Genomic DNA, 25,897 nt, shown 5'->3' on the forward strand with positions numbered 1-25,897 from the left:
GGGAACGGGATAATCGCCGCATGACCGATCGTCCGCGACTGACCGTGCTCTCCGGCCCCTCCGGGGTGGGCAAGAGCACGGTCGTCGCCCATATGCGCAAGGCCCACCCCGATGTGTGGCTCTCCGTCTCCGCCACGACGCGGAAGCCGCGCCCCGGGGAGCGGCACGGCGTGCACTACTTCTTCGTGGACGACGAGGAGTTCGACAAGCTGATCGCCAACGGCGAGCTCCTCGAATGGGCGGAGTTCGCCGGGCACCGCTACGGAACGCCCCGCCGCGCCGTCCTCGACCGGCTGGCGGCCGGCGATCCGGTGCTGCTGGAGATCGACCTCCAGGGTGCCCGGCTGGTCCGCTCCTCGATGCCCGACGCCCGGCTGGTGTTCCTCGCGCCGCCGAGCTGGGAGGAGCTGGTCCGCCGGCTCACCGGCCGGGGCACCGAGCGGCCGGAGGTGATCGAGCGCCGGCTCGCGGTGGCCAGGACGGAGCTGGCGGCGGAGCCGGAGTTCGACGTCACGCTCGTCAACACCTCCGTGGAGGACGTGGCCGCCGAGCTGCTAGCCTTGGTGCGTTGACCATTTTGTTGACATGGGGTATAGGCCCCACGAACCCCCAGCGGAAGGCAGAGCGTGTCCTCCTCCATCACCACGCCCGAGGGCATCATCAACCCGCCGATCGACGAGCTGCTTGAGGCGACCGACTCGAAGTACAGCCTGGTGATCTACGCCGCCAAGCGCGCGCGGCAGATCAACGCCTACTACTCGCAGCTCGGCGAGGGTCTGCTGGAGTACGTCGGCCCGCTCGTGGACACCCACGTGCACGAGAAGCCGCTGTCGATCGCGCTCCGCGAGATCAACGCGGGCCTGCTGACCTCCGAGGCCGTCGAGGGCCCCGCGGACTGACGCGGGCATCGCGACCGACGAACGCGCGTCGCCACGGGCCCGGCGGGACACCCCCCGCCGGGCCCGTGGCGTTCCGTGGTGCAGGATGGTCGTGCCCGTTCGCGGGGAGAGGCGGCGCGAGAGCGGTGCCGGAGGACCGGGAGGAAGGCGAGCGATGGAGCAGCGGCCCAGGGTCGTCCTCGGCGTCGGCGGCGGGATCGCCGCCTACAAGGCGTGTGAGCTGCTGAGGCGCCTCACCGAGTCCGGACACGAGGTCCGCGTCGTGCCCACCGCCTCCGCGCTGCACTTCGTCGGTGCCGCCACCTGGGCGGCGCTCTCCGGCGCCCCCGTCGCCACCGAGGTCTGGGACGACGTGCACGAGGTGCCGCACGTGCGGATCGGGCAGCGGGCCGACCTCGTCGTCATCGCCCCGGCCACCGCGGACGTGCTCGCCAGGGCGGCCGGCGGCCGGGCGGACGACCTGCTGACCAACGTCCTGCTCACCGCGCGATGTCCGGTCGTCTTCGCGCCCGCGATGCACACGGAGATGTGGGAGCACCCGGCCACCCAGGAGAACGTGGCCACGCTCCGCCGCCGCGGGTGCGTCGTCGTCGAGCCCGCCGTGGGCCGGCTCACCGGCGTCGACACCGGCAAGGGCCGGCTGCCGGACCCCGAGGCGATCTTCGAGGTGTGCCGCCGCGTCCTCGACCGGGGCGCGCGGGCCCTGGACCTGGACCTCGCCGGCCGGCATGTGGTGATCAGCGCCGGCGGCACCCGGGAGCCGCTGGACCCGGTGCGCTACCTGGGCAACCGCTCTTCCGGCAAGCAGGGGTACGCCCTCGCCCGCACCGCCGTCGCGCGCGGCGCCCGGGTCACCCTGGTCGCCGCCAACACCGCCCTGCCCGACCCGGCCGGCGCCGACCTGGTCCGGGTGGGCACCGCCGAGGAGCTGCGCGGCGCGGTGCTGAAGGCCGCCGCCGACGCCGACGCGGTGGTGATGGCCGCCGCCGTGGCGGACTTCCGGCCCGCCGCCCAGGCCGGTCAGAAGATCAAGAAGCGGGACGGCCGGGAGCCTGAGCCGGTGGCCCTGGTCCGCAACCCCGACATCCTCGCCGAGCTCTCCGCCGCCCGGCCCGCGCCCGGCCAGATCGTGGTGGGCTTCGCCGCCGAGACCGAGAACGTCCTGGCCAACGGCCGCGCCAAGATCGCTCGCAAGGGCTGCGACCTGCTGGTGGTCAACCAGGTGGGGGAGGGGCTGGCGTTCGGCACCGAGGAGAACGAAGCGGTGATCCTCGACGCCGCCGGCGGCGAGTCCCCCGTGCCGCACGGCCCCAAGGAAGCGCTGGCCGACCGGGTCTGGGACGCGGTCGCGCGGCACTGGAGCGACTGAGCGCGGTCGTGAGCGCCGCGCGGCCGGCGAGGGGCGCCGCCGGGTGTCGTCTCGGAGTTCGGGCGCGCTCTCCTCAGGGTGACGTCCGGCCGTTAAAGTTGGCCTTCGGAGCCAGTGCACCCAGGGCCTGCGCCGTCGGTTCACAGGGACTCCCCGCCGGATACACTGGCGCCGACCGTGCCCACCGTGGCCGGTCGCCAGTGCTTTCAGCCAGTGCTTGAGCCAGCAGCCGCTGCAACCCAGGGAGCGATGTGTCCCGCCGTCTCTTCACCTCGGAGTCCGTGACCGAAGGTCACCCCGACAAGATCGCCGACCAGATCAGCGACACCATCCTGGACGCGCTCCTCAAGGAGGACCCTTCCTCCCGGGTGGCCGTCGAGACCCTGATCACCACCGGCCTGGTGCACGTGGCCGGTGAGGTCACGACCAAGGCGTACGCCCCGATCGCGGCCTTGGTGCGCAACAAGATCCTGGAGATCGGCTACGACTCCTCCAAGAAGGGGTTCGACGGCGCCTCCTGCGGCGTCTCGGTCTCCATCGGCTCCCAGTCCCCCGACATCGCCCAGGGCGTGGACTCCGCCTACGAGGCCCGGGTCGAGGGCGACGACGACGAGCTCGACCGCCAGGGCGCGGGTGACCAGGGCCTGATGTTCGGCTACGCCTGCGACGAGACGCCCGAGCTGATGCCGCTGCCGATCCGGCTGGCCCACCGGCTGTCCCACCGGCTTTCCGAGGTCCGCAAGAACGGCACCATCCCCTACCTGCGCCCCGACGGCAAGACCCAGGTGACCATCGAGTACGACGGCGACAAGGCCGTCCGCCTGGACACCGTGGTCGTCTCCAGCCAGCACGCCAGCGACATCGACCTCGACTCGCTGCTGGCCCCCGACATCAAGGAGTTCGTCGTCGAGGCCGAGCTGAAGGCGCTGATCGACGAGGGCATCAAGCTCGACACCGAGGGATACCGGCTGCTGGTCAACCCGACCGGGCGGTTCGAGATCGGCGGCCCGATGGGCGACGCCGGGCTCACCGGGCGGAAGATCATCATCGACACCTACGGCGGCATGGCCCGGCACGGCGGTGGCGCGTTCTCCGGCAAGGACCCCTCCAAGGTCGACCGTTCGGCCGCCTACGCCATGCGCTGGGTCGCCAAGAACGTGGTCGCGGCCGGGCTCGCGTCCCGTTGCGAGGTCCAGGTCGCCTACGCCATCGGCAAGGCCGAGCCGGTCGGGCTCTTCGTGGAGACCTTCGGTACCGCCACGGTGCCCGCCGAGCGCATCGAGCAGGCGATCAGCGACGTGTTCGACCTGCGGCCGGCCGCCATCATCCGCGATCTCGACCTGCTGCGCCCGATCTACGCCCAGACCGCGGCCTACGGGCACTTCGGCCGCGAGTTGCCCGATTTCACCTGGGAGCGCACCGACCGCGTGGACGCGCTGCGCGCCGCGGCCGGTCTGTAGGAGCCGGCCGGTGACGGTGCCGGGCCCCTCGGCGGGCCCGGACCGTCCGACCCATCTGGTGTACTGACCCGCGTGGTGGACGAGGAAGACGGGCGCGCGCGGCGGCCGGCCGGCGAGCAGCTCGCGCTGGTCAGGGCCGCCGCGAGCGGCGGCCCGCGCGCCAGGCCCCGCACGTGGCGCGGCGCCGCGCTGGCCCCGCAGCTCCCGGTGGCGCGCGTCCTGGTGGCCAAGGGCCTGGTCCACCTCGACCGGCTCTTCGACTACGCGGTGCCCGCCGCCATGGACGCCGAGGCCCAGCCCGGCGTCCGGGTCCGGGTCCGCTTCGGCGCCCGCCAGCGCGACGGCCGCCGCGAGGGCGGCGGCCTGATCAACGGCTTCGTCGTCGAGCGCCGCGCCGACAGCGACTTCCCCGGGGTCCTCGCCCCGCTCGCCCAGGTCCTGTCCACCGAGCGGGTGCTCGACCCCGGGCTGCTGGCGCTGTGCCGCGCGGTGGCCGACCGGTACGCCGGGGCGCTCGCCGACGTGGTACAGCTCGCCGTGCCGCCCCGGATGGCCCGCGCCGAGCGGCAGCCCTCGGCCCCGCCGCCCGGCCCGCCGCCCGACCCCGGGGCCGGCCCCGGCGGCTGGGCGCGTTACCCGCACGGCTCGGCGTTCCTCGACGCCCTGACCAGGGGCGACGCCCCCCGCGCGGTGTGGACCGCGCTGCCGGGCCCGGGCTGGCCCGACGAGCTGGCCCGCGCGCTGGCCACCACCCTGGCCGCCGGGCGCGGGGCGCTCGCCGTGCTGCCCGACGGCCGGGCCGCCGCCCGCGTCGACGCCGCGCTCACCGCGCTGCTCGGCGCCGGTCACCATGTCCTGCTCACCGCCGACGCCGGGCCCGAGGCGCGCTACCGGCGCTGGCTCGCGGTCAGCCGGGGCGCCGTGCGCTGCGTCGTCGGCACCCGGGCCGCGATGTTCGCCCCGGTGCGCGGTCTCGGCCTGGCCGCGATCTGGGACGACGGCGACGAGGCGCACCGCGACGACCGCGCCCCCCACCCCCATGCCCGCGATGTGCTGGTGCTGCGGGCCACGCAGGAGGGCGCGGCCCTGCTGCTCGGCGGCCACGCGCACACGGCCGAGGCGGCCCAGCTGGTGGAGAGCGGCTGGGCCCGCCCGCTCGCCGCCGGGCGGGACACCGTCCGGGCCACGGCGCCGCTGATCCGCACCGTCGGTGGCGGCGACGAGGCGCGCGACCCGGCCGCCCGCTCCGCCCGGCTGCCCTCCCTCGCCTGGCAGGCCCTGCGCGAGGGGCTGGCCCGGGGCCCGGTCCTGGTGCAGGTGCCGCGCCGGGGGTACGCGCCCCGGCTGGCCTGCGCCCGTTGCCGCGCGCCGGCCCGATGCGGGCGGTGCCACGGGCCGCTCGCCGCCGTCGGGCCGGACGAGGCGCTGCGCTGCGGCTGGTGCGGCACCGAGGCCCCCGGCTGGCACTGCGAGGAGTGCGGGGGCGGGCGGCTGCGGGCCGTGGTGGTCGGCGCCCGGCGGACCGCCGAGGAGCTGGGCCGCGCGTTCCCCGCCGTACCGGTCCGCACCTCGGGCCGGGACCAGGTGCTGGACACCGTGCCGGACCGGCCCGCCCTGGTCGTCAGCACGCCCGGCGCCGAGCCCGTCCCTGAGGGGCCGGGCTACGCGGCGGCGCTGCTGCTCGACGGCTGGGCGCTGCTGGGCCGTCCGGACCTGCGGTCGGGCGAGGAGGCGCTGCGCCGCTGGCTCAACGCCGCCGCCCTGGTCCGCCCGCACGGCGAGGGCGGCACGGCGGTCGTGCTGGCCGAGCCCACGCTGCGTCCGGTGCAGTCCCTGGTGCGCTGGGACCCGGCCGGGCACGCCGTGCGCGAGCTGGCCGACCGCGCCGCCCTGGGCTTCCCGCCCGTCTCCCGGATGGCCGCCGTCAGCGGGCCGCCCGAGGCGGTCGGGGCGCTGCTGGCCGCCGTGCGGCTGCCGCCCGACGCCGAGGTCCTCGGCCCGGTGCCGCTGCCCGTCACCGAGCCGGGCCGACCGCGCCGCACGGGCGAGCCGCCGCCCGGCGAGCGGTGGGAACGGGCGCTCGTCCGGGTGCCGCCCGGCAGCGGCGGCCCGCTCGCCGCCGCGCTGAAGACGGCCCAGGCCGCTCGCCTCGCCCGGCACGACGGCGCGCCCGCCTGGGTGCGCGTCGATCCGCCCGACATCGGCTGACCGCCGGCCGGCGGGGGCGGCGTCAGCCGCTGCGCTGCCCGGGGAGCGCGCCCGGCCTCGGCTCGGCCGCGAGTGGCTGGGCGGCCAGGGACGGGCCCGGCCGCGCGGCGACCGGTCGCGCCGGGGGCGCGCCCGTCGGCACCGGCAGCTCCGGCCGCGCCCCCTCGCGCGCCCCGGGCGCCTGGAGCCCGGCCCGCCGCGCGCCGTACCTGCGGTGCACCGCCTGTTTGGTGACGCCGAGGGCCGAGCCCACCGCGTCCCAGGAGAAGCCGAGCGAACGGTCGAAGTCGACGGCGGCCGTCACCAGGGCCTCCACACTGTCCCGGAGTTCCTGGGCGAGCCGGACGGTCGGGGCGGGGGCGCGCCCGTACACCACGAAACCGGCCGAGGGACCGGTCCTTCGCGGACGGTAGACGTTGCCGAGCTGTGCGGTGAGCGTGCGCAGGGCGTCCACCTGTCGGCGGACCCGCTCGATGTCCCGCACCAGCAGATGCAGGCTGGCCCGTGCCTGAGCGTCAGGGGTGGCGTGGTCGGCCATGAACAAGCCTCTCGAACCGGCGTCAAGGAAGCGGGCCGAAAGTCGGCCCATTGCGGTCAATCTGCCTTGACCAACGCGCTACCGGTCGCCGGAGTCACGCTGATGGGGCGCGCCATCAACTCGCGGGAGCGCATGGTGAGTCGTACGCCCCTCGCGGACGCCCCTCGGAGCGCCGTCCCGCGCCCCGGACCGTAGACTGGTCCGACACCCCCGGACCGCCCGCCACGAACGGATCAGGTGACACACGCACGATGAGGCTCGTTTTCGCCGGCACGCCGGAGGTCGCCGTCCCCGCCCTGGACGCCCTGCTCGCGTCCGGCCGCCACGAGGTCGTCGCGGTCGTCACCCGACCCGACGCGCCGGCCGGCCGGGGACGCCGCCTGGCGCCGAGCCCGGTCGCCGAGCGCGCCCGCGAGGCGGGCATCGAGGTCCTGCGCCCGGCCAGGCCGCGCGAGCCGGAGTTCCTCGACCGGCTGCGGGCCATCGCCCCCGACTGCTGCCCGGTCGTGGCGTACGGCGCCCTGCTGCCCAAGGTGGCGCTCGACATCCCGCGCCACGGCTGGGTCAACCTGCACTTCTCGCTGCTGCCCGCCTGGCGCGGCGCCGCGCCCGTGCAGCACGCGGTGCTGGCCGGGGACGAGGTGACCGGCGCCACCACGTTCCTCATCGAGGAGGGCCTGGACTCCGGGCCCGTGTACGGCGTCCTGACCGAGCGGATCCGCCGCGACGACACCAGTGGCGACCTGCTCACCCGGCTCGCGCTCGCCGGGTCCGGGCTGCTGGCGGCGACCATGGACGGCATCGAGGACGGCACCCTCCAGGCCGTTCCGCAGCCCGCCGAGGGCATCACCACGGCCCCGAAGCTCTCGGTCGAGGACGCGGCCGTCGACTGGACGGCGCCCGCCCTGCGCGTGGACCGGCTGGTGCGCGCCTGTACCCCCGCGCCCGGCGCGTGGACCGTCTTCCGCGGCGAGCGGCTGAAGCTGCGGCAGGTCGCCCTGGCCCCGGACATCGCCGAGCTGGCCCCGGGCGAGCTGGCCGCCGACAAGCACACCGTGCGGGTGGGCACCGGCTCGCACGCCGTGGAGCTGGTCTGGGTGCAGCCGCAGGGCAAGCGGCCCATGCCCGCCGCCGACTGGGCCCGGGGCGTCCGCGTCGCCGCGGGCGAGCGCCTGGGCGGCTAGGCCCGGTCCCGGCACCCCCCGCGGGGCGCCCTACCCTGGAGAGTCCACCGTCCCGTACCGCCGGAGTGACCACCACGTGAGCAGTCGGCCGCGCAGCCAGCCCAGGCCCTACCGCCGTCCCCGCAAGGACCCGGTCCGGATCCTCGCCTACGACGTGCTGCGCGCCGTCGACGAGCGCGGCGCCTACGCCAACCTCGTGCTGCCCCCGCTGCTGAGCCGGGCCCGGGCGGCGGGCACCCTCGACTCCCGGGACGCCGCCCTGGCCACCGAGCTGGTCTACGGCACCCTGCGCCGCCAGGGCACCTACGACGCGGTGCTGGCCGCGTGCGTGGACCGGCCGCTGCGCGAGGTGGACCCGCCCGTGCTCGACGTCCTGTCGCTCGGCGCCCATCAGCTCCTCAGCACCCGCATCCCCAGCCACGCGGCGGTCAGTTCGGCCGTCGAGCTGGCCCGCTGCGTGCTGGGCGACGGGCGGGCCAAGTTCGTCAACGCGGTGCTGCGCCGGGTCGCGGCCCGCGACCTCGACGCCTGGCTGACCGAGCTGGCGCCGCCCTACGAGGACGACGCCGAAGCGCACCTGGCCCTGAGGCACGCGCACCCGCGCTGGGTGGTCTCCGCCCTGTGGGACGCGCTCGGCGGCGGCCGGGACGGCATCGAGAGCCTGCTGGCGGCCGACAACGAACGGCCGCGCGTCACACTCGTCGCCCGGCCCGGCCGTTCCACCCCCGCCGAGCTGCTCGCGGCCGACCCGCACGCCGAGCCGGGGCGCTGGTCGCCGCACGCGGTGCGGCTCGCCGAGGGCGGCGAGCCGGGCGCGCTGGACGCGGTCGCGGAGGGCCGGGCCGGGGTCCAGGACGAGGGCAGCCAGCTCGTGGCCCTGGCCCTGGCCGACGCCCCGCTCGCCGGCCCCGACACCCGCTGGCTCGACGCCTGCGCCGGCCCCGGCGGCAAGGCCGCGCTGCTGGGCGCGCTGGCCGCCGGGCGCGGCGCCACGCTGCTCGCCGTCGAGAAGCAGCCGCACCGGGCGCGGTTGGTCGCCCGCGCGCTGGAGGGCAACCCGGGCCCCGCGCATGTCGTCGTCGCCGACGGCACGCGCCCGGCCTGGCGGCCCGGCACGTTCGACCGGGTGCTGGTCGACGTGCCGTGCACCGGCCTCGGCGCGCTGCGCCGCCGTCCCGAGGCGCGCTGGCGGCGCCGGCCGGAGGACCTCGACGGGCTGACGGCCCTTCAGCGCGACCTGCTGCGCGGGGCGCTGGCCGCCGCCCGGCCCGGCGGCGTCGTCGGCTATGTCACCTGCTCCCCGCACCTGGCCGAGACCCGGCAGGTCGTCGCGGACGTGCTCAAGGGGCTGACGGACACGGGCGCCGAATGGATCGACGCCCGCCCGCTGCTGCCTGGCGTGCCGGAGCTGGGCGACGGCCCCGACGCGCAGTTGTGGCCGCACCTGCACGGCACCGACGCGATGTATCTCGCGCTGCTGCGCCGCACCTCCTGAGGCGGGCGCGACTGAACGTATGTGCGCGTCGTGCGGAGAACTGCTGAATACTGAGGCCATGGCTCAGATCAATCCCAGCATGCTGTCCGCCGACTTCGCGCGCCTCGCCGAGGAGGCCGCGGCCGTCAAGGGAGCCGACTGGCTCCACATCGACGTCATGGACAACCACTTCGTGCCCAACCTGACGCTCGGACTGCCCGTTGTCGAGGCGCTGGGCAAGGCCACGGACACCCCGCTGGACTGCCATCTGATGATCGAGGACCCGGACCGCTGGGCGCCCGCCTACGCGGAGGCCGGGGCCGGCTCGGTCACCTTCCACGCCGAGGCCGCCGCCGCGCCCGTGCGGCTGGCCCGCGAGATCCGCGCCCGGGGCGCGCGGGCCTCGCTCGCGCTGAAACCGGCCACCCCGATCGAGCCGTACGAGGATCTGCTGCCGGAACTGGACATGATTCTGGTGATGACGGTCGAACCCGGCTTCGGTGGGCAGGCGTTCCTCGACATCATGCTGCCGAAGATCCGGCGCACCCGGCGGCTCATCGAGCGCCACGGGCTGCCGTTGTGGCTCCAGGTCGACGGCGGCGTCTCGGCGGAGACGATCGAGCGATGCGCCGAGGCGGGCGCGGACGTCTTCGTGGCCGGATCCGCCGTCTACGGCGCCGAGGACCCGGCCGCGGCGGTGCGCGCCCTGCGGGAGCGGGCCGAGAAGGCCGCCGCCGGCCCCACGTCCGAGTGAACACCAGTCGTCGATCCGGTTCCACGGTGTCCGCACGGCGCAAGACAAGGATCAGTGACCCCTCGGATCTGCGAGGATGAACATGCGGAACGTGAGCGGGGACACAAGAGCCGGAGGACAGTGAGGTGAGTGCGGTGCAGACCGGGAGGTCAGCCACGCGGATGGGGCCCGCCGAGCTCATGCAGGCGGCGGCGATGGCGCGCCGCTTCTACCTGGAGGGCAAGTCCAAGATCCAGATCGCGGACGAATTCGGGGTCAGCCGCTTCAAGGTCGCCCGGGTGCTGGAATCCGCCGTGGAACACGACCTGGTGCGCATCGAGATCCGGGTGCCCGCCGAGCTGGACGCCGAGCGCTCCGACGCGCTGCGGGCCCGTTACGGACTGCGTCACGTCGTGGTCGCCGAATCCCCGGCCGACACCTCCGACGACACCCCCGACCCCGAGCATCTGGGCGAGGTGGCCGCGGAGTTGCTGGGCGAGCTGGTGGCCGAGGGGGACGTGCTGGGGCTGGCGTGGGGGCGTTCGACGATCCATATGGCGGCGGCGCTGCGGGAGTTGCCGCCGTGCACGGTGGTGCAGCTGACCGGCGTGTATGACGCGGGCACGGCCGAGCGCGGCTCGGTGGAGGCGGTGCGCCGGGCGGCGGCGGTGTCCGGCGGCGCGGCGCACCCGATCTACGCGCCGATGCTGCTGCCCGACCCGGGCACGGCGGCGGCGCTGCGCAGACAGCCGGGGATCGCGGCGGCCTTCGAGTACTTCGACAAGGTGACCATCGCCGCGGTCTCCATCGGCTCGTGGGAGAAGGGGATTTCGACCGTGCACGACATGCTCGGCAAGGACGAGCGCGAGCACTACGCCTCGTTGGGGGTGGCGGCGGAGATGTCCGCGCACCTCTTCGCGGCGGACGGCCGCCGCATCGGGCGGGACCTGGGGGAGCGCTGCATCACCGTGGAGGCGGAGCGGCTGCGCCGCGTGCCCGAGGTGGTCGCGATCGCGGGGGGCCGGCGCAAGGCCGACGCGATCGGCGCCGTGCTGCGGTCCGGGCTGGTCACCAGCCTGGTCACGGACACCACGGCGGCCGACCGCCTCCTGACCCAGCCCCCGGGCCGCCGCCCCGCCCTGGACCGGGCCGACCCGGACGACTAGCTCCCCTCCGCCCCGACTCGCCTGATGGGCACGTGAGTCGCATCGTGAGTCGCATGCGTGAGTTGACGGGGGAGTTGACGGGGGAGTTGACGGCGCGTCCAGGGGACGCGCCGTCGCGTGGTCTCCGGGGCGGTGCCGGCTCAGGCGACTCCGGCCGTGGCGGCCAGGTGTTCGCGGACGGGGGTGATGATCTCGTCCGCCGCCCAGCGGGCCACGGCCTTGGGGAAGGGCATCTTCAGGCTGAGCACGATGTGCGTGATGCCCGCGCCGACGAGCTCCAGGACCAGGGCACGGGTGGCGGCCGGATCCGCGTAGGAGGTGTGTGTCTGCACCGAGCGCGTGATCTCGCCCGGATCGCGCCCGATGGCGGCGCAGTGCTCGTCGAGGATCCGGAGGCGGTCGCGGATCAGGGCCAGGTCGTTGTGCGGCGGCCCCGGGATGTTCCAGATGTCGGCGTGCTCGGCCACCACCCGCAGGGTGCGCGGGCCCGCGCCGCCGATCAGCAGGGGCGGGCGGCGCGCGGGGCGGGGCGCGCAGGCGGCCTGGGACAGCTGGTAGAAGCGGCCGGAGAAGTCGACCGACTCCTCCGTCCACAGCCGCCGCAGGATCACGCACGCCTCGTCCAGCCGGGCGATGCCCTCGGCGGCCGGGGGGAGCCGGAGGCCGTACGCCTCGTACTCGGCGGTCGCCGGGTCGGGACCGGTGGTCCGGGTGCCGCCGACGCCGACACCGACCGTCAGCCGGCCGCCGGAGATGGCGTCCACGGTCGCCGCCATCTTGGCCAGCAGGGCGGGCGGGCGCTTGCGGTTGCTGGTGACCAGGACGCCCAGGCCGAGCCGCTCGGTCCGCGCGGCCAGCGCCGACAGCAGCGTCCAGCTCTCCAGGACGGGGGCGTCGGTCGAGCCGAACGGTGGGTACAGCCGGTCCCACAGCCAGGCGTGCTCGATCTCGGGAATCCCGTCCGCCTCCTGCCACACGCGCAGGACGTCGTCGTACGTCACATATGCCGGAGTGGTCTTGATGCCGAAGCTCAGCCTTCCGCGGTCCGCTGTCATGACCGGCCCCTTCCCCTCGCCGCGCTCGCGCGCGTCGTTAGCCGACTATCGTTACCCGGCTAACGATACCCTCCGCTAGGGTCGGTCATATGAACGAATTCCTCCCGCTCTTCATCCGCGCGGGCAAGCTCCTGCGGGGCGCCGCCGACGACGCGATGAGCCGTCACGGGGTGCGCATCGGACAGAATCTGGTGCTGGAGGTGCTGTGGGGGACGGACGGACTCACCCCGGGGGAGATCGCCGAGCGGCTGCGCGTCGCCACGCCCACCGTGGTGAAGTCGGCGGCCCGTATGGAGGCCGCCGGACTGCTCACCAAGCGGCGCGACCCGGCCGACGCGCGACTGGTCCGGCTCTACCTCACGGCGCGCGGGCGCGCGGTCCGCGGCCCCGTCGAGGAGGCCCGGCACCGGCTGGAGCTGCGCGCCACGGCCACCCTCACCGACGAGGAGCGCCGTCACCTGCGCCGGGCGCTGGCCAAGATCATCGCCGAGATGGAGCGGACGGGCCCCACCCCCCGCCCGGCGATGGGTGATACTGACACAGGAGCCGCAGCTCCCCACCCGCCAGATCCGCGTACAGCAGGTGAGAGAGCGAGCGAGCAGGCATGAGGTTCCTCAACGACTCCGGACCGTCGTACGACCTGACCTACGACGACGTCTTCATGGTCCCCAACCGTTCCGCGGTCGCGTCCCGGCAGGACGTCGACCTCGCCACCCCGGACGGGACCGGCACCACCATCCCGATCGTCGTGGCCAACATGACCGCCGTCGCCGGGCGCCGGATGGCCGAGACGGTGGCCCGCCGGGGCGGCCTCGCCGTCATCCCGCAGGACATCCCGCTCGACGTGGTCACCGAGGTCATCGCCTGGGTCAAGGGCCGCCATCTGGTGCTGGACACCCCGATCGTCCTCGCCCCCACCCAGACGGTCGCCGACGCGCTGGCCCTGCTGCCCAAGCGGGCGCACGGCGCGGGCGTGGTGATCTCCGCCGAGCGGCCCGTCGGTATCGTCACCGAGGCGGACCTGACCGGGGTCGACCGCTTCACGCAGGTCGGCGAGGTCATGTCGAAGGACCTGCTGCTGCTGGACGCGGGCATGGACCCGCGCGAGGCGTTCACCACCCTGGACACCGCCCACCGCAAGATCGCCCCGGCCGTGGGCCAGGACGGGCGGCTGGTCGGCATCCTCAGCCGCAAGGGCGCCCTGCGCGCCACCCTCTACACCCCGGCCACCGACGGGGGCGGCCGGCTGCGCATCGCCGCGGCCGTCGGGATCAACGGCGATGTCGTGGGCCGGGCCAAGGCGCTGCTCGACGCGGGCGTGGACACCCTGGTGGTGGACACCGCGCACGGGCACCAGGAGACGATGCTCGCCATGGTGCGCGCGGTGCGCGCCCTCGACCCGCGCGTCCCCGTGGTCGCGGGCAACGTGGTGTCCGCCGAGGGCACCCGGGATCTCATCGCGGCGGGCGCGGACATCGTCAAGGTCGGGGTCGGCCCCGGCGCGATGTGCACCACGCGGATGATGACCGGCGTCGGCCGGCCGCAGTTCTCGGCGGTGCTCGAATGCGCGGCCCAGGCCCGCGCGTTGGGCAAGCACGTCTGGGCCGACGGTGGCGTGCGCCACCCGCGCGACGTGGCGATGGCGCTGGCCGCGGGCGCGTCCAACGTGATGATCGGCTCGTGGTTCGCGGGGACCTACGAGTCGCCCGGCGACCTCCAGCAGGCGGCCGACGGCCGGCTGTACAAGGAGAGCTTCGGGATGGCCTCGGCCCGCGCGGTGCGCAAGCGCACGAGTGAGGACTCGCCCTACGACCGGGCCCGCAAGGGGCTGTTCGAGGAGGGCATCTCCACCTCCCGGATGTTCCTGGACCCGATCCGGCCCGGCGTGGAGGACCTGATCGACTCGATCATCGCGGGCGTCCGCTCGGCCTTCACCTACGCCGGAGCGGCCACCGTGGAGGAGTTCACCGAGAACGCGGTGGTCGGGGTCCAGAGCGCCGCCGGGTACGCGGAGGGCCAGCCGCTGCACGCCAGCTGGCAGTAACCCGGCGGCGGTCGGCGGCGGGACGGCTGTCGTCCGCCGCCGACCGGTGCCGGGATGGCTGTCGTCCGCCGCCGACCGGTGCCGGGATGGCCGTCATGAGCGGACAGGTACGCCAGGGCTACGACGGCACGGGCCCGGGCCATCACCCCGGACGGCCGCGTGGTGGACGCACACGTTCCCGTCCTATCGGTACCGCGGGGACGCCTTCGAACGGACGCCGGCCGAGGACGGGCCCGCCGTGGACGCCGTGGACGCCGTGCTGACCGACGACGGCACGTGGCCGCGCGCGTTGTCCGTATGCCCCCCGGCCGCGCGCCGCGCACCGGAGTGCGGGCGCGTGTGACGCGCGTCGACCGATGCGGACCCGCTCTTCCCATGACAGTCAACTTCTGTGCATCGAGGCGCCGTTGAGTATTCCTTTACCGCTGCGTAGCTTTATTTCCGGACCCTGCGGCCCGTTTGCGGCGGGCCGCCTGATTCCCGGAGGTTCGCATGCGTACCCGCCAGCGGCTCGCCACCGCCCTGTCCACGTCCGTTCTCGCCCTCGGCGCCGTCGCCGTCTCGGCCTCCCCGGCCGTCGCGGCGCCCGTCGACAAGCCGCAGGTGCTGTCCAGTTGGACACAGACCAGTGCCAGCAGCTACAACGCCTGGGCCACGGCCCGCACCAACCAGTCCGCCTGGTCGGCCTACGGGTTCGACTGGAGCACCGACTACTGCTCCACCTCGCCGGACAACCCGTTCGGCTTTCCTTTTAAGCTGTCATGTGCGCGCCATGACTTCGGCTACCGGAACTACAGGGCGGCGGGTACCTTCGACGCCAACAAGTCCCGGCTCGACGACGCCTTCTACGCGGACCTGAAGCGGGTGTGCGACCGCTACTCCGGAGCGACCGAGTCGTCCTGCGACGCCACCGCGTGGACCTACTACCAGGCCGTCAAGACCTTCGGCTGAGACCGTGTCCGGTGCCGGCGGCCCCCCTTTCCGCCCGGTTCAGCCGGGGAGGTCACCGGCGCCGCGCGCGGCGTGCCCCGACGACGCCACCGGCGCGCTCCGGGTCGGTGTGCCCAGCACCCCGGCCCCCACCACCAGCACGGCGGTGGCCGCCGTCACCACGGCGAACGACGCCCGCAGTGACGCCGCCTCGCCGATCACGCCGACCAGGGTCGGGGCGATCAGCCCGGTGGTGTACGTGACGGTCGCCACGCCGGCGATCGCCTGACTGGGGTTCGGCCCGCTGCGGCCGGCCGCCGCGAAGGCCAGCGGCACCACGACCGCGATGCCCACCCCCAGCAGCCCGAAGCCCGCGATGCCTTGCGCCGGCTCCCGGGCCGTCACCACCAGCAGGCCGCCCAGCACGGCCAGCGCGCCGCTCGCCCGCACCGCGCGCACCGGACCCAGGCGCCGCACCGCCGCGTCACCGGCCAGCCGGGCGGCGGCCATGGTGCAGGCGAACGCCGTGTAGCTGGCCGCCGCCACCGTCTCCGAGGCGGCGGTGATCTCCTCCAGATAGACGCCCGACCAGTCGGCGCTGCCGCCCTCGGCCAGGATCGCGCACATCCCCACCGCGCCGATCAGCAGCGCCGAGCGGGGCGGCAGCGTGAAGTGCGGCGGCGGCGCCTCGTCCGGCGCGGGGCGCACGTCCAGCAGCCCGCGCGCGGCCAGGGGCACGGCGGCGGTCAGCGCGAGGGCCGCCAGCCCCAGGTGGACCCGGGCGTCGAGACCGGCGTGCACCGCCGCCACGCCGACGGCCGCGCCGAGCAGCGTGCCGACGCTCCACCGGCCGTGCAGCCCGGACATGATCGACCGTCCGTGGTGGTTCTCGACGTCCACGCCCTGCGCGTTCATCGCCACGTCCGCCATGCCGGCCGTCGCGCCGAAGAGCGTGAGCACCGCGCACAGCGCCACCAGTGAGGGGGCGAGCGCGGGGAGCGCGAGCGCGCCGCACCACAGCGCGAGCAGGCCGCGCACGGCCGCCAGCGCTCCGTACCGGTGCATGATCCGGCTCGCGAGCGGCATGGCGACCGAGGCGCCGATCGCCGGAAAGGCCAGGGCCAGGCCGAGCACGGCCGTGCTGAGATCCAGCTGATCCTTGATCCAGGGGATGCGGGTGGCGAAGCTCCCCTGCGCGGCACCGTGCAGGGCGAAGACGGCGCCGACGGACATCCGGGCCCGGCGTATGACCGCCGGTCCCGGGGCGACGGCGGAGTGCTGCTGCGACATAGGGCGTCCCGATTTCTGTGTGTGCCCGTCTTGGCCTCGATCAGGCCGTCGATAAACTATCAGGAAGCCTTACTGATAAAAATCTGCGAGGATGCCCGCATGACCACCGCGCGTACCGCGTCGCCGCGTACGGCCCGCGCCATCAACGACCGGATCGCCCTCGAACTCCTCGCGGAGCAGGGCCCGTTGACCGCCGCCCGGCTGCGGGAGCTGACGGGCCTGTCCCGGCCCAGCGTCGCCGACGTGCTCGAACGGCTGGGCCGCGGCGGGCTGGTCACCGTCGTCGGCGAGGCGGGGGAGGCCCGGCGCGGCCCCAACGCCCGGGTCTACGGACTCGTCGCGGAACGGGCCCACGTCGCCGCGTTCGACGTCCGCACCGGCGGCGTCACCTTCACCCTCGCGGACCTCACCGGCCGGACCGTCGGCGGCGGCGCGCTCCCGGTGCGCGCGGCGGGCGGGCGCGGCGTCGTCCCCGCCGTCCTCGACACGTTGCGCGACGCCCTGCGCGAGGCCGCCGTGCCCGCCGTGCACACCGCCGTGGTCGGCGCCCCGGGGCTCGCGGACCCCGCCACCGGGCTGCTGCGCCCGTTCACCTCGCTGCCCGCCTGGCACGCCGACCTGCTCGCCGCCCTGCGCGAACGGCTCGCCGCCCCCGTCCTGCTGGAGAACGAGGTCAACCTCGCCGGTATCGCCGAGCATCGGCTCGGCGCCGTCCGGGACCGCGACACCTTCGTGCTGCTCTGGCTCGGCCACGGCATCGGCGCCGCCGTCGTCCTGGACGGCGCGCTGCGCCGCGGCGCCTCGGGCGGCGCGGGCGAGGTCGGCTTCCTGCCGATGCCCGGTGCCGGCGGGCTGCCCTCCGCCACCGACTGCGACGGCGGCCTGCACGGGCTGGCCGGCAGCGCCGCGATCTGCGCGCTGGCCCGCGCGCACGGGCTGCCGGCCGACGAGGCCGCCGACGCCCCGGCCGCCGAGGCCGTGGTGCGCCTGGCCACGGCCGACGACACCGGGCCGCGCGCCGCGTTCCTCGACGAGCTGGCCGAGCGCGTCGCCGTCGCCATCGCGGGCGTGGTCGCCGTCCTCGACCCCGGCACCGCCGTCCTCGGCGGCGAGGTCGGCCGGGCCGGCGGCGCCGCCCTCGTCGGCCGCGTCACGCGGCGGCTGCGCGCCCTGTCCCCGCTGGAGACCGAGGTGCGCGCCGCGACCGTCACCGGCAGCCCGGTGCTCAGCGGCGCCCTGCTCACCGCGCTGGACGCCACCCGCGGCGAACTCTTCGGCCCGGGCGGTCTGTCGGAGTGAGCCGGGCCGCCCGGTCGCCCGCCCGCTGTGAGTCGCCCCACAGCGCCGGGTGCGGTCACCGCCGCCGTGGCACACTGGGAGCCGTACCAGTGACGTAGCGCACTCCGGGGTCGGTGAAACTCCGAACCGGCGGTTATAGTCCGCGACCCGTCCGCCGCCAGCGGCCGGTTGACCAGGTGAAATTCCTGGACCGACGGTGAAAGTCCGGATGGGAGGCAGTGCGCGGCGGAGCGGGCCCGGTGTGCCGTGGCCGTGAGTTCGTCCCCCGTGGGTGGCTCATGCCGAGGCCGTCGTTCCCGTATGTTCCGCCGTCGTTCCCAGCGCCCCGGAGCCGTGCCTGACCAGGCAGGAGGATCCGGTGGCCGCCCCCGTCGCAGCCCCCCGCGCCGACCGCGAGGCCGACGCCATGCGCCGCGCCGTCGCGCTCGCCGCCCGTGGCCTCGGCACCACCAGCCCCAACCCCGTCGTCGGCTGCGTCGTGCTGGACGCCGCCGGGCAGGTCGCGGGCGAGGGCTGGCACCAGCGGGCCGGCGGCCCGCACGCGGAGATCCACGCGCTGGCCGCCGCGGGCGACGCCGCCCGCGGCGGCACCGCGCTCGTCACCCTCGAACCCTGCGACCACACGGGCCGCACCGGCCCCTGCGCCCAGGCCCTCGTCGCCGCCGGGATCGCCCGCGTCGTGTACGCCGTCGCCGACCCCAACCCCCAGGCGGCGGGCGGCGCCACCACCCTCGCGGCGGCCGGCGTCGAGGTCGAGGGCGGCCTGCTCGCCGAGGAGGCCACCGCCGTCAACGCGGCCTGGCTGACGTCCGTCCGGCGCGGACGCCCCCACGTGCGCTGGAAGTACGCCGCCACCCTCGACGGCCGTATCGCCGCCGCAGACGGCACCAGCCGCTGGATCACCTCCGCCGCCTCCCGCGCCGACGTCCACCGGCTGCGCGCCCGGTCCGACGCCGTGCTCGTCGGCTCCGGCACCGCCCGCGCCGACGACCCGCACCTCGCCGTGCGCGGTGTCCCCGTTGTCCCCGGTGCCCGCCCGCCGCTGCGCGTCGTGGCCGACACCGAGGCCACCGCCGTGGTCCCGGGCGCCCGGGTGCTGGACGGCGCCGCGCCCACCCTCGTCGCCGTCGCCGCCGATGTCCCGGCCGACCGCGCCGCCCGCCTGGCCGCCCACGCCGAGGTGGTCCGGCTGCCCCGCGCCGCCGACGGCCGCGGCCTCGACATCGCCGCCCTGCTCGCCGCCCTGCACGAACGGCAGGTGCGTTCCGTCCTGCTGGAGGGCGGCCCCACCCTGGCCGGCGCCTTCGCCGCCGCCGGGGCCATCGACGAAGTCACCGGGTATCTCGCCCCCGCCCTGCTCGGCGGGGGACCGCAGGCGCTGGCCGACGCCGGAATCACCACCATCGCGGACGTGTTGCGTCTGCGCGTGACCGATGTGACCCGGATCGGTCCCGACCTGCGGATCACCGCCGTCCCCGCCACCCCCCATGAGGAGCGTTGAGTGTTCACCGGAATCATCGAAGAGCTGGGTGAGGTCACCTCGGTCGAGCGGGCCGGTGACTCGGCGCGGCTGCGGCTGCGCGGTCCGCTGGTCACCGAGGGCGCGGCCCACGGCGACTCCATCGCCGTCAACGGCGTCTGCCTCACCGTCGTGGACACCGCCGACGGCGAGTTCGGCGCCGACGTGATGGCCGAGACCCTCCACCGTTCCAGCCTCGGCGCCCTCGCCCCCGGCTCCCGCGTCAACCTGGAGCGCCCGATGGAGCTCGGCGGACGTCTCGGCGGCCACCTCGTCCAGGGCCACGTGGACGGCACCGGCACCATCCTGGACCGCACCCCCGGCGACCAGTGGGAGGTCGTCACCGTCTCGCTGCCCGCCGGTCTCGCCCGATACGTGGTGGAGAAGGGCTCCATCACCGTGGACGGCGTCAGCCTCACCGTGGTCGAGGCGGCGGACGACCGGTTCACCATCAGCCTCATCCCCACCACGCTGGCCCTCACCACCCTCGGTCTGAAGCGGCCCGGCGACCCGGTGAACCTCGAAGTGGACGTCCTGGCCAAGTACGTCGAACGGCTCCTCGCCCACGGCACCGCCCCCCGGGGCGCCGGAGCGGAAGCCGGAGCGGGGCTCCCGTGATCCTGATCGACCACCTCGACGCGACGGTCTTCACCGCCTTCGGCCAGAACGTGATCTGGTCCGACATGCTCGGCAACGTGGCCGGGCTCGCCGCCCTCGCCCTCGGCTGGCGGCGTTCCCTCCTCACCTGGCCCGTGCAGCTCCTGTCCGGCCTGATCCTGGTGACCGCCTACGCCTCCGCCGACCTCAGCGGGGGAGTGGGCAAGCAGATCCTGGTCGTCACCGTCGCCCTGTGGGGCTGGTGGCAGTGGGGACGCGGCCGGGGCGGCTCGGCGGACGGCCACGTCGCCGTCCGGTTCGCCACCTGGCGGGAGCGCGGCGCGCTGGCGGTCGGGGCCGCTGCCGGCACCCTCGCCGTCGGCGGGCTGTTCACCGCCTACCCCGACCTGTCGTGGAACCCCTGGCCCGACGCCTACATCTTCGTCGGCACCCTGGTCGCCATGGTCGCGCAGGCCCGCGGCCTGGTGGAGTTCTGGTTCGCCTGGCTCCTGGTCGACCTGGTCGGCGTCCCGCTGGCCTTCGACAGCGGCCTCGCCTTCTCCGCCCTCGTCTACCTCGTCTACCTCGTCCTCGTCCTCTGGGGCATGCGCGACTGGTGGCTGCGATCCCGCAGTGCCGCGCCACAGCCCGCGCTGGAAGGAGCAGCAGCATGACCGTGAGAGAGAACGCCACCGCCACCGCCGGAGCCGGTGAGCCGGCCCTCGACCCCATCGAGCGCGCCATCGCCGACATCGCGCTCGGCCGCCCGGTCGTGGTCGTCGACCGCGCCGACCGCGAGAACGAGGGCGACCTCGTGGTGGCCGCCGAGCTGATCACCCCCGAGACCGTCGCGTTCATGATGAGCGAGTGCCGCGGGCTGATCTGCGTGCCGATGGAGCCGGAGGACATCGAACGGCTCGACCTGCCGCAGATGGTGGAGAAGAACACCGAGTCGATGAGCACCGCGTTCACCGTCTCGGTCGACGCCACCGCCGCGCACGGCGTCGGCACCGGCATCTCCGCCGCCGACCGGGCCACCACCATCCGGCTGCTCGCCGACCCGGCCGCCGTGCCCGCCGACTTCGCCCGCCCCGGACACGTCTTCCCGCTGCGCGCCCGGACCGGCGGCGTCCTGGTGCGCGAGGGTCACACCGAGGCCGGCGTCGACCTGGCCCGGCTGGCCGGCCTGCGCCCCGCCGCCGTCGTGGTCGAGATCGCCGGCGAGGACGGCACCATGCTGCGCCTGCCGGAGCTGCGCTCCTTCGCCCGCAGGCACGGCCTGGCGATCATCTCCATCGAGGACCTGATCGCCTACCGCCGCGCGGCCGGCGAGGAGGCCATGCCCGCCGTCCGGCGCGAGGCCGCCATCACACTGCCCACCGTGCACGGCGAGTTCCGCGCCTACGGCTACCGTTCCACCGCTGACGGCGTCGAGCACATCGCCCTGGTCGCCGGGGACCTCGGGGACGGCGACGACGTGCTGGTCCGGGTCCACTCCGAATGCCTCACCGGCGACGTCTTCGGCTCCCAGCGCTGCGACTGCGGCCCCCAGTTGCGGGCCGCCCTGGACCGGATAAGCACCGAGGGCCGCGGCGTGGTCCTCTATCTGCGCGGGCACGAGGGCCGGGGCATCGGCCTGCTGTCCAAGCTGCGCGCCTACGAGCTCCAGGAGCTCGGCCGGGACACCCTGGACGCCAACCTGGAGCTCGGCCTGCCCGCCGACGCCCGCGACTACGCCGCCGGTGCGCGCATCCTGGCCGATCTCGGCGTACGCTCCCTGCGGCTGATGACGAACAACCCGGAGAAGACCGCCGCGCTCGCCCGGCACGGGATGCTCGTCACCGGCCGCGAGCCGTCCCCCGTGCCGGCCGGCGAGCACAACATCCGCTATCTGCTGACCAAGCGGGACCGTATGGGCCACGACCTGCCGTGGCTCGACTCCGCGCCGGTCCCGGCCTGCGGCAACCAGTGACCACCCACACCCCCCTGAACGAGGAACGAGGAGAAGAAGAGTGAGCGGCAAGGGCACCCCGGAGCTGACCACGATCGACGGCGCGGATCTGCGCGTGGCCGTGGTGGCCGCCCAGTGGCACAAGACGGTGATGGACGGCCTCGTAGCCGGTGCCCTGCGCGCGCTGGAGGAGCTCGGCGTGCCCGGGCACACCCTGGTGCGCGTCCCCGGCAGCTTCGAACTTCCGGTCGCCGCCCGCTCCCTGGCCGACCGCGGCTACGACGCGGTCGTCGCGCTCGGCGTCGTCATCCGCGGCGGCACCCCGCACTTCGACTACGTCTGCCAGGGCGTCACCCAGGGCCTGACCCAGGTCGGCGTGGACACCGGGGTCCCGATCGGCTTCGGCGTCCTGACCTGCGACACCGAGGAACAGGCCCTGGACCGGGCCGGGCTGGCCGACTCGAAGGAGGACAAGGGGCACGAGGCGGTCACCGCGGCCGTCGCCACCGCCGCCGTCCTGCGCGCGGTCCCCGAACCCCGGCGGTGAACGCGGAGCGGGACACGCCTTAGGCTAAGAGCACCATGGCCAACAAGACATTCGACGAGCTCTTCGCCGAGCTCCAGCACAAGGCGGCGGCCGGCGACCCCCGCACCTCCAGGACCGCCGAGCTCGTGGCGGCGGGGGTCCACAGCATCGGCAAGAAGATCGTCGAAGAGGCCGCGGAGGTGTGGATGGCCGCCGAGCACGAGGGCACCGACCGCACCGCCGAGGAGATCTCCCAGCTCCTCTACCATCTGCAGGTGCTCATGGTCGCCCGGGGTATCGCCCTGGACGACGTCTACGCTCACCTCTGACCGTTTCTCGATCATTCCCCGACCGTTCGGCACGACCGCTCGCGACGTCACGTAAGGAAGCACCCACTCATGCTGCGCATCGCCGTTCCCAACAAGGGTTCCCTCTCCGAGCCTGCGGCGGCCATGCTCCATGAGGCGGGCTACCGGCAGCGCAAGGACCACCGCGAGCTGGTCCTCATCGACGGGGAGAACCAGGTCGAGTTCTTCTACCTGCGCCCCCGCGACATCGCCGTGTACGTCGGCTCCGGCCGTCTGGACATCGGCATCACCGGCCGCGACCTGCTGCTCGACTCCGGCGCCCGCGCCGAGGAGATCATGAAGCTGGGCTTCGCCGCCTCCACCCTGCGCTACGCCACCCGGCCGGGCACCGTCACCGACGTCCTGGAGTTCGGTGGCCTCACCGTCGCCACCTCCTTCGCCGGGGTCGTCGCCAAGCACCTCGCCGACCACGGCGTGGACGCCTCCGTCGTCTCCCTCGACGGAGCGGTGGAGACCGCGATCCAGCTCGGCGTGGCCGAGGTCATCGCGGACGTCGTGGAGACCGGCACCACGCTGCGCAACGCGGGCCTGGAGATCATCGGCGACCCGATCCTGCACTCCGAGGCGGTCGTCATCCGCCGCCCCGGGGACAGCTCGCAGGAGACCAAGGTGGCGCAGTTCATGCGCCGCCTCCAGGGCGTCCTGGTCGCCCGCAGGTACGTGATGATGGACTACGACATCCGCGCCGAGCTGGTGGAGAAGGCCGTGGCACTGACCCCGGGGCTGGAATCGCCCACCGTGTCCCCGTTGCACGACCAGGGCTGGGTCGCGGTCCGCTCCATGGTCCCCGTCCAGGACGCCCAGCGCGTCATGGACGAGCTCTACGACCTCGGCGCCCGCGCCATCCTGACCACCGGCATCCACGCCGCCCGGCTGTGACGACACCGTCGCCCGAGGGGCTCCCGGAGCTGCCCGTCACGTTCCGGCCGATGGTCACCCGGGTCGTGCTGATGACCATCGGCGCGGCCGTCTTCGGCGTGCTCACGCTCGTCGCCGTCCTGCTCCCGGCGGACGGCGCGATGAGCTGGAGCCTCGGGGACCGGCTGGCGTTCGTCGGCAGCGGTCTGCTCGTCTGGGCCGTGCTGGCGCTGCTCAGCCGCCCCCGGGTGACGGCGGGCCCGGAGGGCGTGACCGTCGTCAACCTCACCACCACCCGGCACCTGACCTGGCCGCAGATCCTGCGGGTCACCCTGCGGCCCGGCGACCCGTGGGTCACCCTCGACCTCGCGGACGGCACGGTGCAGGCCGTGATGGCGATCCAGCCCGGCGTCGCCCGGCGCCGGGCGCTGGCCGACGCCCGCACCCTGCGCGCCCTCGCGGAGACCCACGGCACGGCGGGCGCGGCGGACCGGACGTCACGGTAGCGGCGGCAGCCCGTCCTCCTCGGTCTCCTGCCTGCTCCCGCCCCGGCTGGAGAGCACCTCGCCGTACGCCTGCATCAGATCCGGCAGCCGCAGCGTGGACAGCTCCTGCCGGGTCGGCGCGGTGGCCGCCTCCGACAGCCGCATGTCCCGGAACGCGCAGCTCGACTCGTACAGCGTGCGCGCGAAGCGGCCGTTGCCCAGCTCGTCGATCCAGCCCTCCGCGACCACGTGCTCGCTGATGCTGCGCAGCTCCTCCAGCGCCTCCGGGTCCCAGGAGTCACCGTGCTCGGCCGCCAGCAGCTCGCCGATCGCGGTCAGCTCGCCCGGCCGGTAGCTGGGGAACTCCACACGCGCCGAGAACCGGGAGCCGAGCCCGGGGTTGGCCGCCAGCAGCCGGTCCATGCCCGCCGGATAGCCCGCCAGGATCACCACCAGGTGCTCGCGGCTGTCCTCGGCCCGCTTCAGCAGCACCTGGAGGGCCTCGTCCCCGTAGGCGTCGCCCTTGCTGTAGCCGGAGTGGACCAGGCTGTACGCCTCGTCGATGAACAGCACCCCGCCCAGCGCCGAGTCGATCAGCCGGTTCGCCTTCACGGCCGTCTGCCCGAGGAACTCGCCGACCAGATCCGCCCGCTGGGCCTCCACCAGCCGGTCGTGGCCGAGCACGCCCAGCGCGTGGAAGATCCGGCCCAGGATGCGCGCCACCGTCGTCTTCCCGGTGCCCGAGGGGCCGGAGAAGACGAAGTGCCGCTTCGGCGGCTGCACCGGCAGCCCCTGCCCGGACCGCAGCCGCGCCATCCGCAGCTGCGCGGACATCGCCCGCACCTGCTCCTTCACCGGCTCCAGGCCCACCATCCGGTCCAGCTCCGCCAGCGTCCGCGCCAGCAGCGCCGGATCCGGCGCGGGCGGCAGGTCGCGTGCCCCCGTGGGCGCGGCCGTGTGCCCGGCGGCCGGGCCGGCCCCGGTCGGCCGCTCACCGCCCGGAGCCGCCGCGGGGAACGGCACCCGCCGCCCCCGGTGCCCGGCGGGCAGCGCCAGCCCCTCCTCGCCCGCCGTCACCCCGGCCGGCAGCGGCCCGTCCGTGAGCCCGGACATCGAGGCCGGCAGATGAGCCGCCTCCGGGTCCTCGGTGGCCAGCGCCGACAGCCGCACCGCCGTGTCCATGAACTCCGGATCGACGTGGTGCACCGCGCGGTACAGCGGGATCGCCGCCGCGCTGCGCCCGCTGCCCTCCCGGGCCCGGGCCAGCCAGTACCGCAGCTCCTTGCGCTGCGGCTGCTCGCTGCGGCAGCGCATCAGCGCGGCGGTGAGCAACGGCTCGGCCTGGTCGTACATCTCCAGCCTGATCCGGGCCATCCCGGCGAACAGGCCCGCCTCGACGCCCAGATGGGGATCGTCGGTCAGCGAGGAGGTGAGCCGGTACAGCCCCTCCCAGTCCTTCGACAGATAGCACCGGCAGGCGTGCAGGAAGCGCGCGTGCGGATCGGACTCGGGCGGCCGGCACTCGGCCAGCGCGCGGTCCAGCTCCGCCATCCGCCGGCCGTCCAGGAGCTGCGAGGCGTGTGCCAGCAGCAGGTCCCGCTCGGTCTCCAGCACCGGCTGCACCCACCAGCCCAGCCAATACCACGAGCTCAACGGCCGCTTGTGCCGGGCCCGTTGCTCGCCGAAACGGGCCCGGTTGCGGTACATCTGGCGGAGCGCGACGGGCACGTCGGTGCGCAGCGCGTGCAGCCCGAGCCAGGCGTCCGCCATGCCCGGGTCCTCCCGCACCGCCGCGCGGAACTCCTCCTCCGCCTCGGGGTAGGCCGCGGCCGTGTACGCGTCCACGCCGCGCAACCAGGCCAAGTCGGCCCCGGTATGCGGAACGTGCGCACCCTGCGTGCCAGAACTCATCACGACCCCCACAACGGGCTCCCGCTGCCTGCC

Annotated in this window: 25 protein-coding genes and 1 riboswitch; of the genes, 21 read left to right on the forward strand and 4 right to left on the reverse strand. The window is 74.9% G+C overall.

The window, feature by feature from the left end:
• Positions 1 to 20: 20 nt before the first annotated feature.
• The 5 genes from gmk to OIE51_RS25160 all read left to right on the forward strand — a co-directional run bounded on the left by gmk (position 21) and on the right by OIE51_RS25160 (position 5,936).
• Positions 21 to 572 (forward strand): guanylate kinase, encoded by a 552-nt coding sequence (gene gmk, locus OIE51_RS25140; RefSeq protein ID WP_326600139.1) that lies wholly within the window; start codon positions 21 to 23, stop codon positions 570 to 572.
• 54 nt (positions 573 to 626) lie between these two features.
• Positions 627 to 899 carry a DNA-directed RNA polymerase subunit omega gene (gene rpoZ, locus OIE51_RS25145; protein ID WP_311631702.1) on the forward strand — a complete coding sequence of 91 codons (273 nt, stop codon included), beginning with the start codon at positions 627 to 629 and terminating at the stop codon, positions 897 to 899.
• A 154-nt stretch (positions 900 to 1,053) separates the two neighbouring features.
• Positions 1,054 to 2,268, forward strand: coding sequence for a bifunctional phosphopantothenoylcysteine decarboxylase/phosphopantothenate--cysteine ligase CoaBC (gene coaBC, locus OIE51_RS25150; protein ID WP_326600141.1), 1,215 nt, complete (start codon positions 1,054 to 1,056; stop codon positions 2,266 to 2,268).
• Positions 2,269 to 2,519: 251 nt separating this feature from the next.
• Complete coding sequence (gene metK, locus OIE51_RS25155; RefSeq protein WP_326600142.1) at positions 2,520 to 3,728, forward strand: methionine adenosyltransferase; 1,209 nt, start codon at positions 2,520 to 2,522, stop codon at positions 3,726 to 3,728.
• 75 nt (positions 3,729 to 3,803) lie between these two features.
• Positions 3,804 to 5,936 (forward strand): primosomal protein N', encoded by a 2,133-nt coding sequence (locus tag OIE51_RS25160; protein WP_326600791.1) that lies wholly within the window; start codon positions 3,804 to 3,806, stop codon positions 5,934 to 5,936.
• Positions 5,937 to 5,958: 22 nt separating this feature from the next.
• Here OIE51_RS25160 and OIE51_RS25165 read toward each other — a convergent pair whose 3' ends face one another.
• Positions 5,959 to 6,474, reverse strand: a complete 516-nt coding sequence (locus OIE51_RS25165; protein ID WP_326600143.1) for a hypothetical protein — start codon at positions 6,472 to 6,474, stop codon at positions 5,959 to 5,961.
• Positions 6,475 to 6,725: 251 nt separating this feature from the next.
• Here OIE51_RS25165 and fmt point away from each other — a divergent pair, with 251 nt between their 5' ends.
• The 4 genes from fmt to OIE51_RS25185 all read left to right on the forward strand — a co-directional run bounded on the left by fmt (position 6,726) and on the right by OIE51_RS25185 (position 11,031).
• Positions 6,726 to 7,658, forward strand: a complete 933-nt coding sequence (gene fmt, locus OIE51_RS25170; RefSeq protein ID WP_326600145.1) for a methionyl-tRNA formyltransferase — start codon at positions 6,726 to 6,728, stop codon at positions 7,656 to 7,658.
• Between the two features lie 76 nt (positions 7,659 to 7,734).
• The gene (locus tag OIE51_RS25175; protein ID WP_326600146.1) at positions 7,735 to 9,153 is read left to right on the forward strand and encodes an RsmB/NOP family class I SAM-dependent RNA methyltransferase; all 1,419 of its coding nucleotides are present in this window, start codon (positions 7,735 to 7,737) and stop codon (positions 9,151 to 9,153) included.
• 58 nt (positions 9,154 to 9,211) lie between these two features.
• Positions 9,212 to 9,886: a ribulose-phosphate 3-epimerase gene (rpe, locus tag OIE51_RS25180; RefSeq protein WP_326600147.1), complete on the forward strand. Its 675-nt coding sequence runs from the start codon at positions 9,212 to 9,214 to the stop codon at positions 9,884 to 9,886.
• A gap of 161 nt (positions 9,887 to 10,047) precedes the next feature.
• On the forward strand, positions 10,048 to 11,031 hold the full coding sequence (locus OIE51_RS25185) for a sugar-binding transcriptional regulator (RefSeq protein WP_326600792.1): 984 nt from the start codon (positions 10,048 to 10,050) through the stop codon (positions 11,029 to 11,031).
• 140 nt (positions 11,032 to 11,171) lie between these two features.
• Here OIE51_RS25185 and OIE51_RS25190 read toward each other — a convergent pair whose 3' ends face one another.
• On the reverse strand, positions 11,172 to 12,086 hold the full coding sequence (locus tag OIE51_RS25190; protein WP_326600148.1) for an LLM class flavin-dependent oxidoreductase: 915 nt from the start codon (positions 12,084 to 12,086) through the stop codon (positions 11,172 to 11,174).
• A gap of 89 nt (positions 12,087 to 12,175) precedes the next feature.
• Between OIE51_RS25190 and OIE51_RS25195 the strand changes: the two genes are divergently transcribed.
• The 3 genes from OIE51_RS25195 to OIE51_RS25205 all read left to right on the forward strand — a co-directional run bounded on the left by OIE51_RS25195 (position 12,176) and on the right by OIE51_RS25205 (position 15,081).
• Positions 12,176 to 12,694 carry a MarR family winged helix-turn-helix transcriptional regulator gene (locus tag OIE51_RS25195; RefSeq protein WP_326600149.1) on the forward strand — a complete coding sequence of 173 codons (519 nt, stop codon included), beginning with the start codon at positions 12,176 to 12,178 and terminating at the stop codon, positions 12,692 to 12,694.
• Positions 12,691 to 14,130 (forward strand): GuaB1 family IMP dehydrogenase-related protein, encoded by a 1,440-nt coding sequence (locus OIE51_RS25200; protein WP_326600150.1) that lies wholly within the window; start codon positions 12,691 to 12,693, stop codon positions 14,128 to 14,130. The genes OIE51_RS25195 and OIE51_RS25200 overlap by 4 nt, the downstream gene beginning before the upstream one ends.
• 492 nt (positions 14,131 to 14,622) lie before the next feature.
• A complete protein-coding gene (locus OIE51_RS25205; protein ID WP_326600151.1) occupies positions 14,623 to 15,081 on the forward strand; it encodes a phospholipase in 459 nt (152 codons plus the stop codon).
• Between the two features lie 39 nt (positions 15,082 to 15,120).
• Here the strand turns inward: OIE51_RS25205 and OIE51_RS25210 are convergent, their stop codons facing one another.
• Positions 15,121 to 16,350, reverse strand: a complete 1,230-nt coding sequence (locus OIE51_RS25210) for an MFS transporter (protein WP_326600152.1) — start codon at positions 16,348 to 16,350, stop codon at positions 15,121 to 15,123.
• Between the two features lie 99 nt (positions 16,351 to 16,449).
• Between OIE51_RS25210 and OIE51_RS25215 the strand changes: the two genes are divergently transcribed.
• From OIE51_RS25215 to OIE51_RS25255, 9 genes are all read left to right on the forward strand, one after another.
• Positions 16,450 to 17,649, forward strand: a complete 1,200-nt coding sequence (locus tag OIE51_RS25215) for an ROK family transcriptional regulator (protein ID WP_326600153.1) — start codon at positions 16,450 to 16,452, stop codon at positions 17,647 to 17,649.
• A 95-nt stretch (positions 17,650 to 17,744) separates the two neighbouring features.
• Positions 17,745 to 17,875: riboswitch (FMN riboswitch) on the forward strand.
• A 180-nt stretch (positions 17,876 to 18,055) separates the two neighbouring features.
• Positions 18,056 to 19,150, forward strand: a complete 1,095-nt coding sequence (gene ribD, locus OIE51_RS25220) for a bifunctional diaminohydroxyphosphoribosylaminopyrimidine deaminase/5-amino-6-(5-phosphoribosylamino)uracil reductase RibD (protein WP_326600793.1) — start codon at positions 18,056 to 18,058, stop codon at positions 19,148 to 19,150.
• Complete coding sequence (locus tag OIE51_RS25225) at positions 19,151 to 19,786, forward strand: riboflavin synthase (protein ID WP_326600154.1); 636 nt, start codon at positions 19,151 to 19,153, stop codon at positions 19,784 to 19,786.
• Between the two features lie 65 nt (positions 19,787 to 19,851).
• Positions 19,852 to 20,439 carry a nicotinamide mononucleotide transporter family protein gene (locus OIE51_RS25230; protein WP_442812078.1) on the forward strand — a complete coding sequence of 196 codons (588 nt, stop codon included), beginning with the start codon at positions 19,852 to 19,854 and terminating at the stop codon, positions 20,437 to 20,439.
• Positions 20,436 to 21,737, forward strand: coding sequence for a bifunctional 3,4-dihydroxy-2-butanone-4-phosphate synthase/GTP cyclohydrolase II (locus OIE51_RS25235; protein WP_326600156.1), 1,302 nt, complete (start codon positions 20,436 to 20,438; stop codon positions 21,735 to 21,737). Before OIE51_RS25230 ends, OIE51_RS25235 begins: the two co-directional genes overlap by 4 nt.
• A 40-nt stretch (positions 21,738 to 21,777) precedes the next feature.
• Complete coding sequence (ribH, locus tag OIE51_RS25240; protein ID WP_326600157.1) at positions 21,778 to 22,263, forward strand: 6,7-dimethyl-8-ribityllumazine synthase; 486 nt, start codon at positions 21,778 to 21,780, stop codon at positions 22,261 to 22,263.
• 35 nt (positions 22,264 to 22,298) lie between these two features.
• The gene (locus tag OIE51_RS25245; protein ID WP_326600158.1) at positions 22,299 to 22,571 is read left to right on the forward strand and encodes a phosphoribosyl-ATP diphosphatase; all 273 of its coding nucleotides are present in this window, start codon (positions 22,299 to 22,301) and stop codon (positions 22,569 to 22,571) included.
• A gap of 69 nt (positions 22,572 to 22,640) precedes the next feature.
• Positions 22,641 to 23,489: an ATP phosphoribosyltransferase gene (gene hisG, locus OIE51_RS25250; RefSeq protein WP_326600159.1), complete on the forward strand. Its 849-nt coding sequence runs from the start codon at positions 22,641 to 22,643 to the stop codon at positions 23,487 to 23,489.
• A complete protein-coding gene (locus tag OIE51_RS25255) occupies positions 23,486 to 23,974 on the forward strand; it encodes a PH domain-containing protein (protein WP_326600160.1) in 489 nt (162 codons plus the stop codon). The genes hisG and OIE51_RS25255 overlap by 4 nt, the downstream gene beginning before the upstream one ends.
• On the opposite strand, the gene OIE51_RS25260 is transcribed toward OIE51_RS25255, so the two are convergent.
• Positions 23,966 to 25,864: an AAA family ATPase gene (locus OIE51_RS25260; RefSeq protein WP_326600161.1), complete on the reverse strand. Its 1,899-nt coding sequence runs from the start codon at positions 25,862 to 25,864 to the stop codon at positions 23,966 to 23,968. The two genes, OIE51_RS25255 and OIE51_RS25260, sit on opposite strands and share 9 nt — an antisense overlap.
• Positions 25,865 to 25,897 lie beyond the last annotated feature (33 nt).

It is taken from the genome of Streptomyces sp. NBC_01803 (assembly GCF_035917415.1).
GTDB lineage: Bacteria > Actinomycetota > Actinomycetes > Streptomycetales > Streptomycetaceae > Streptomyces.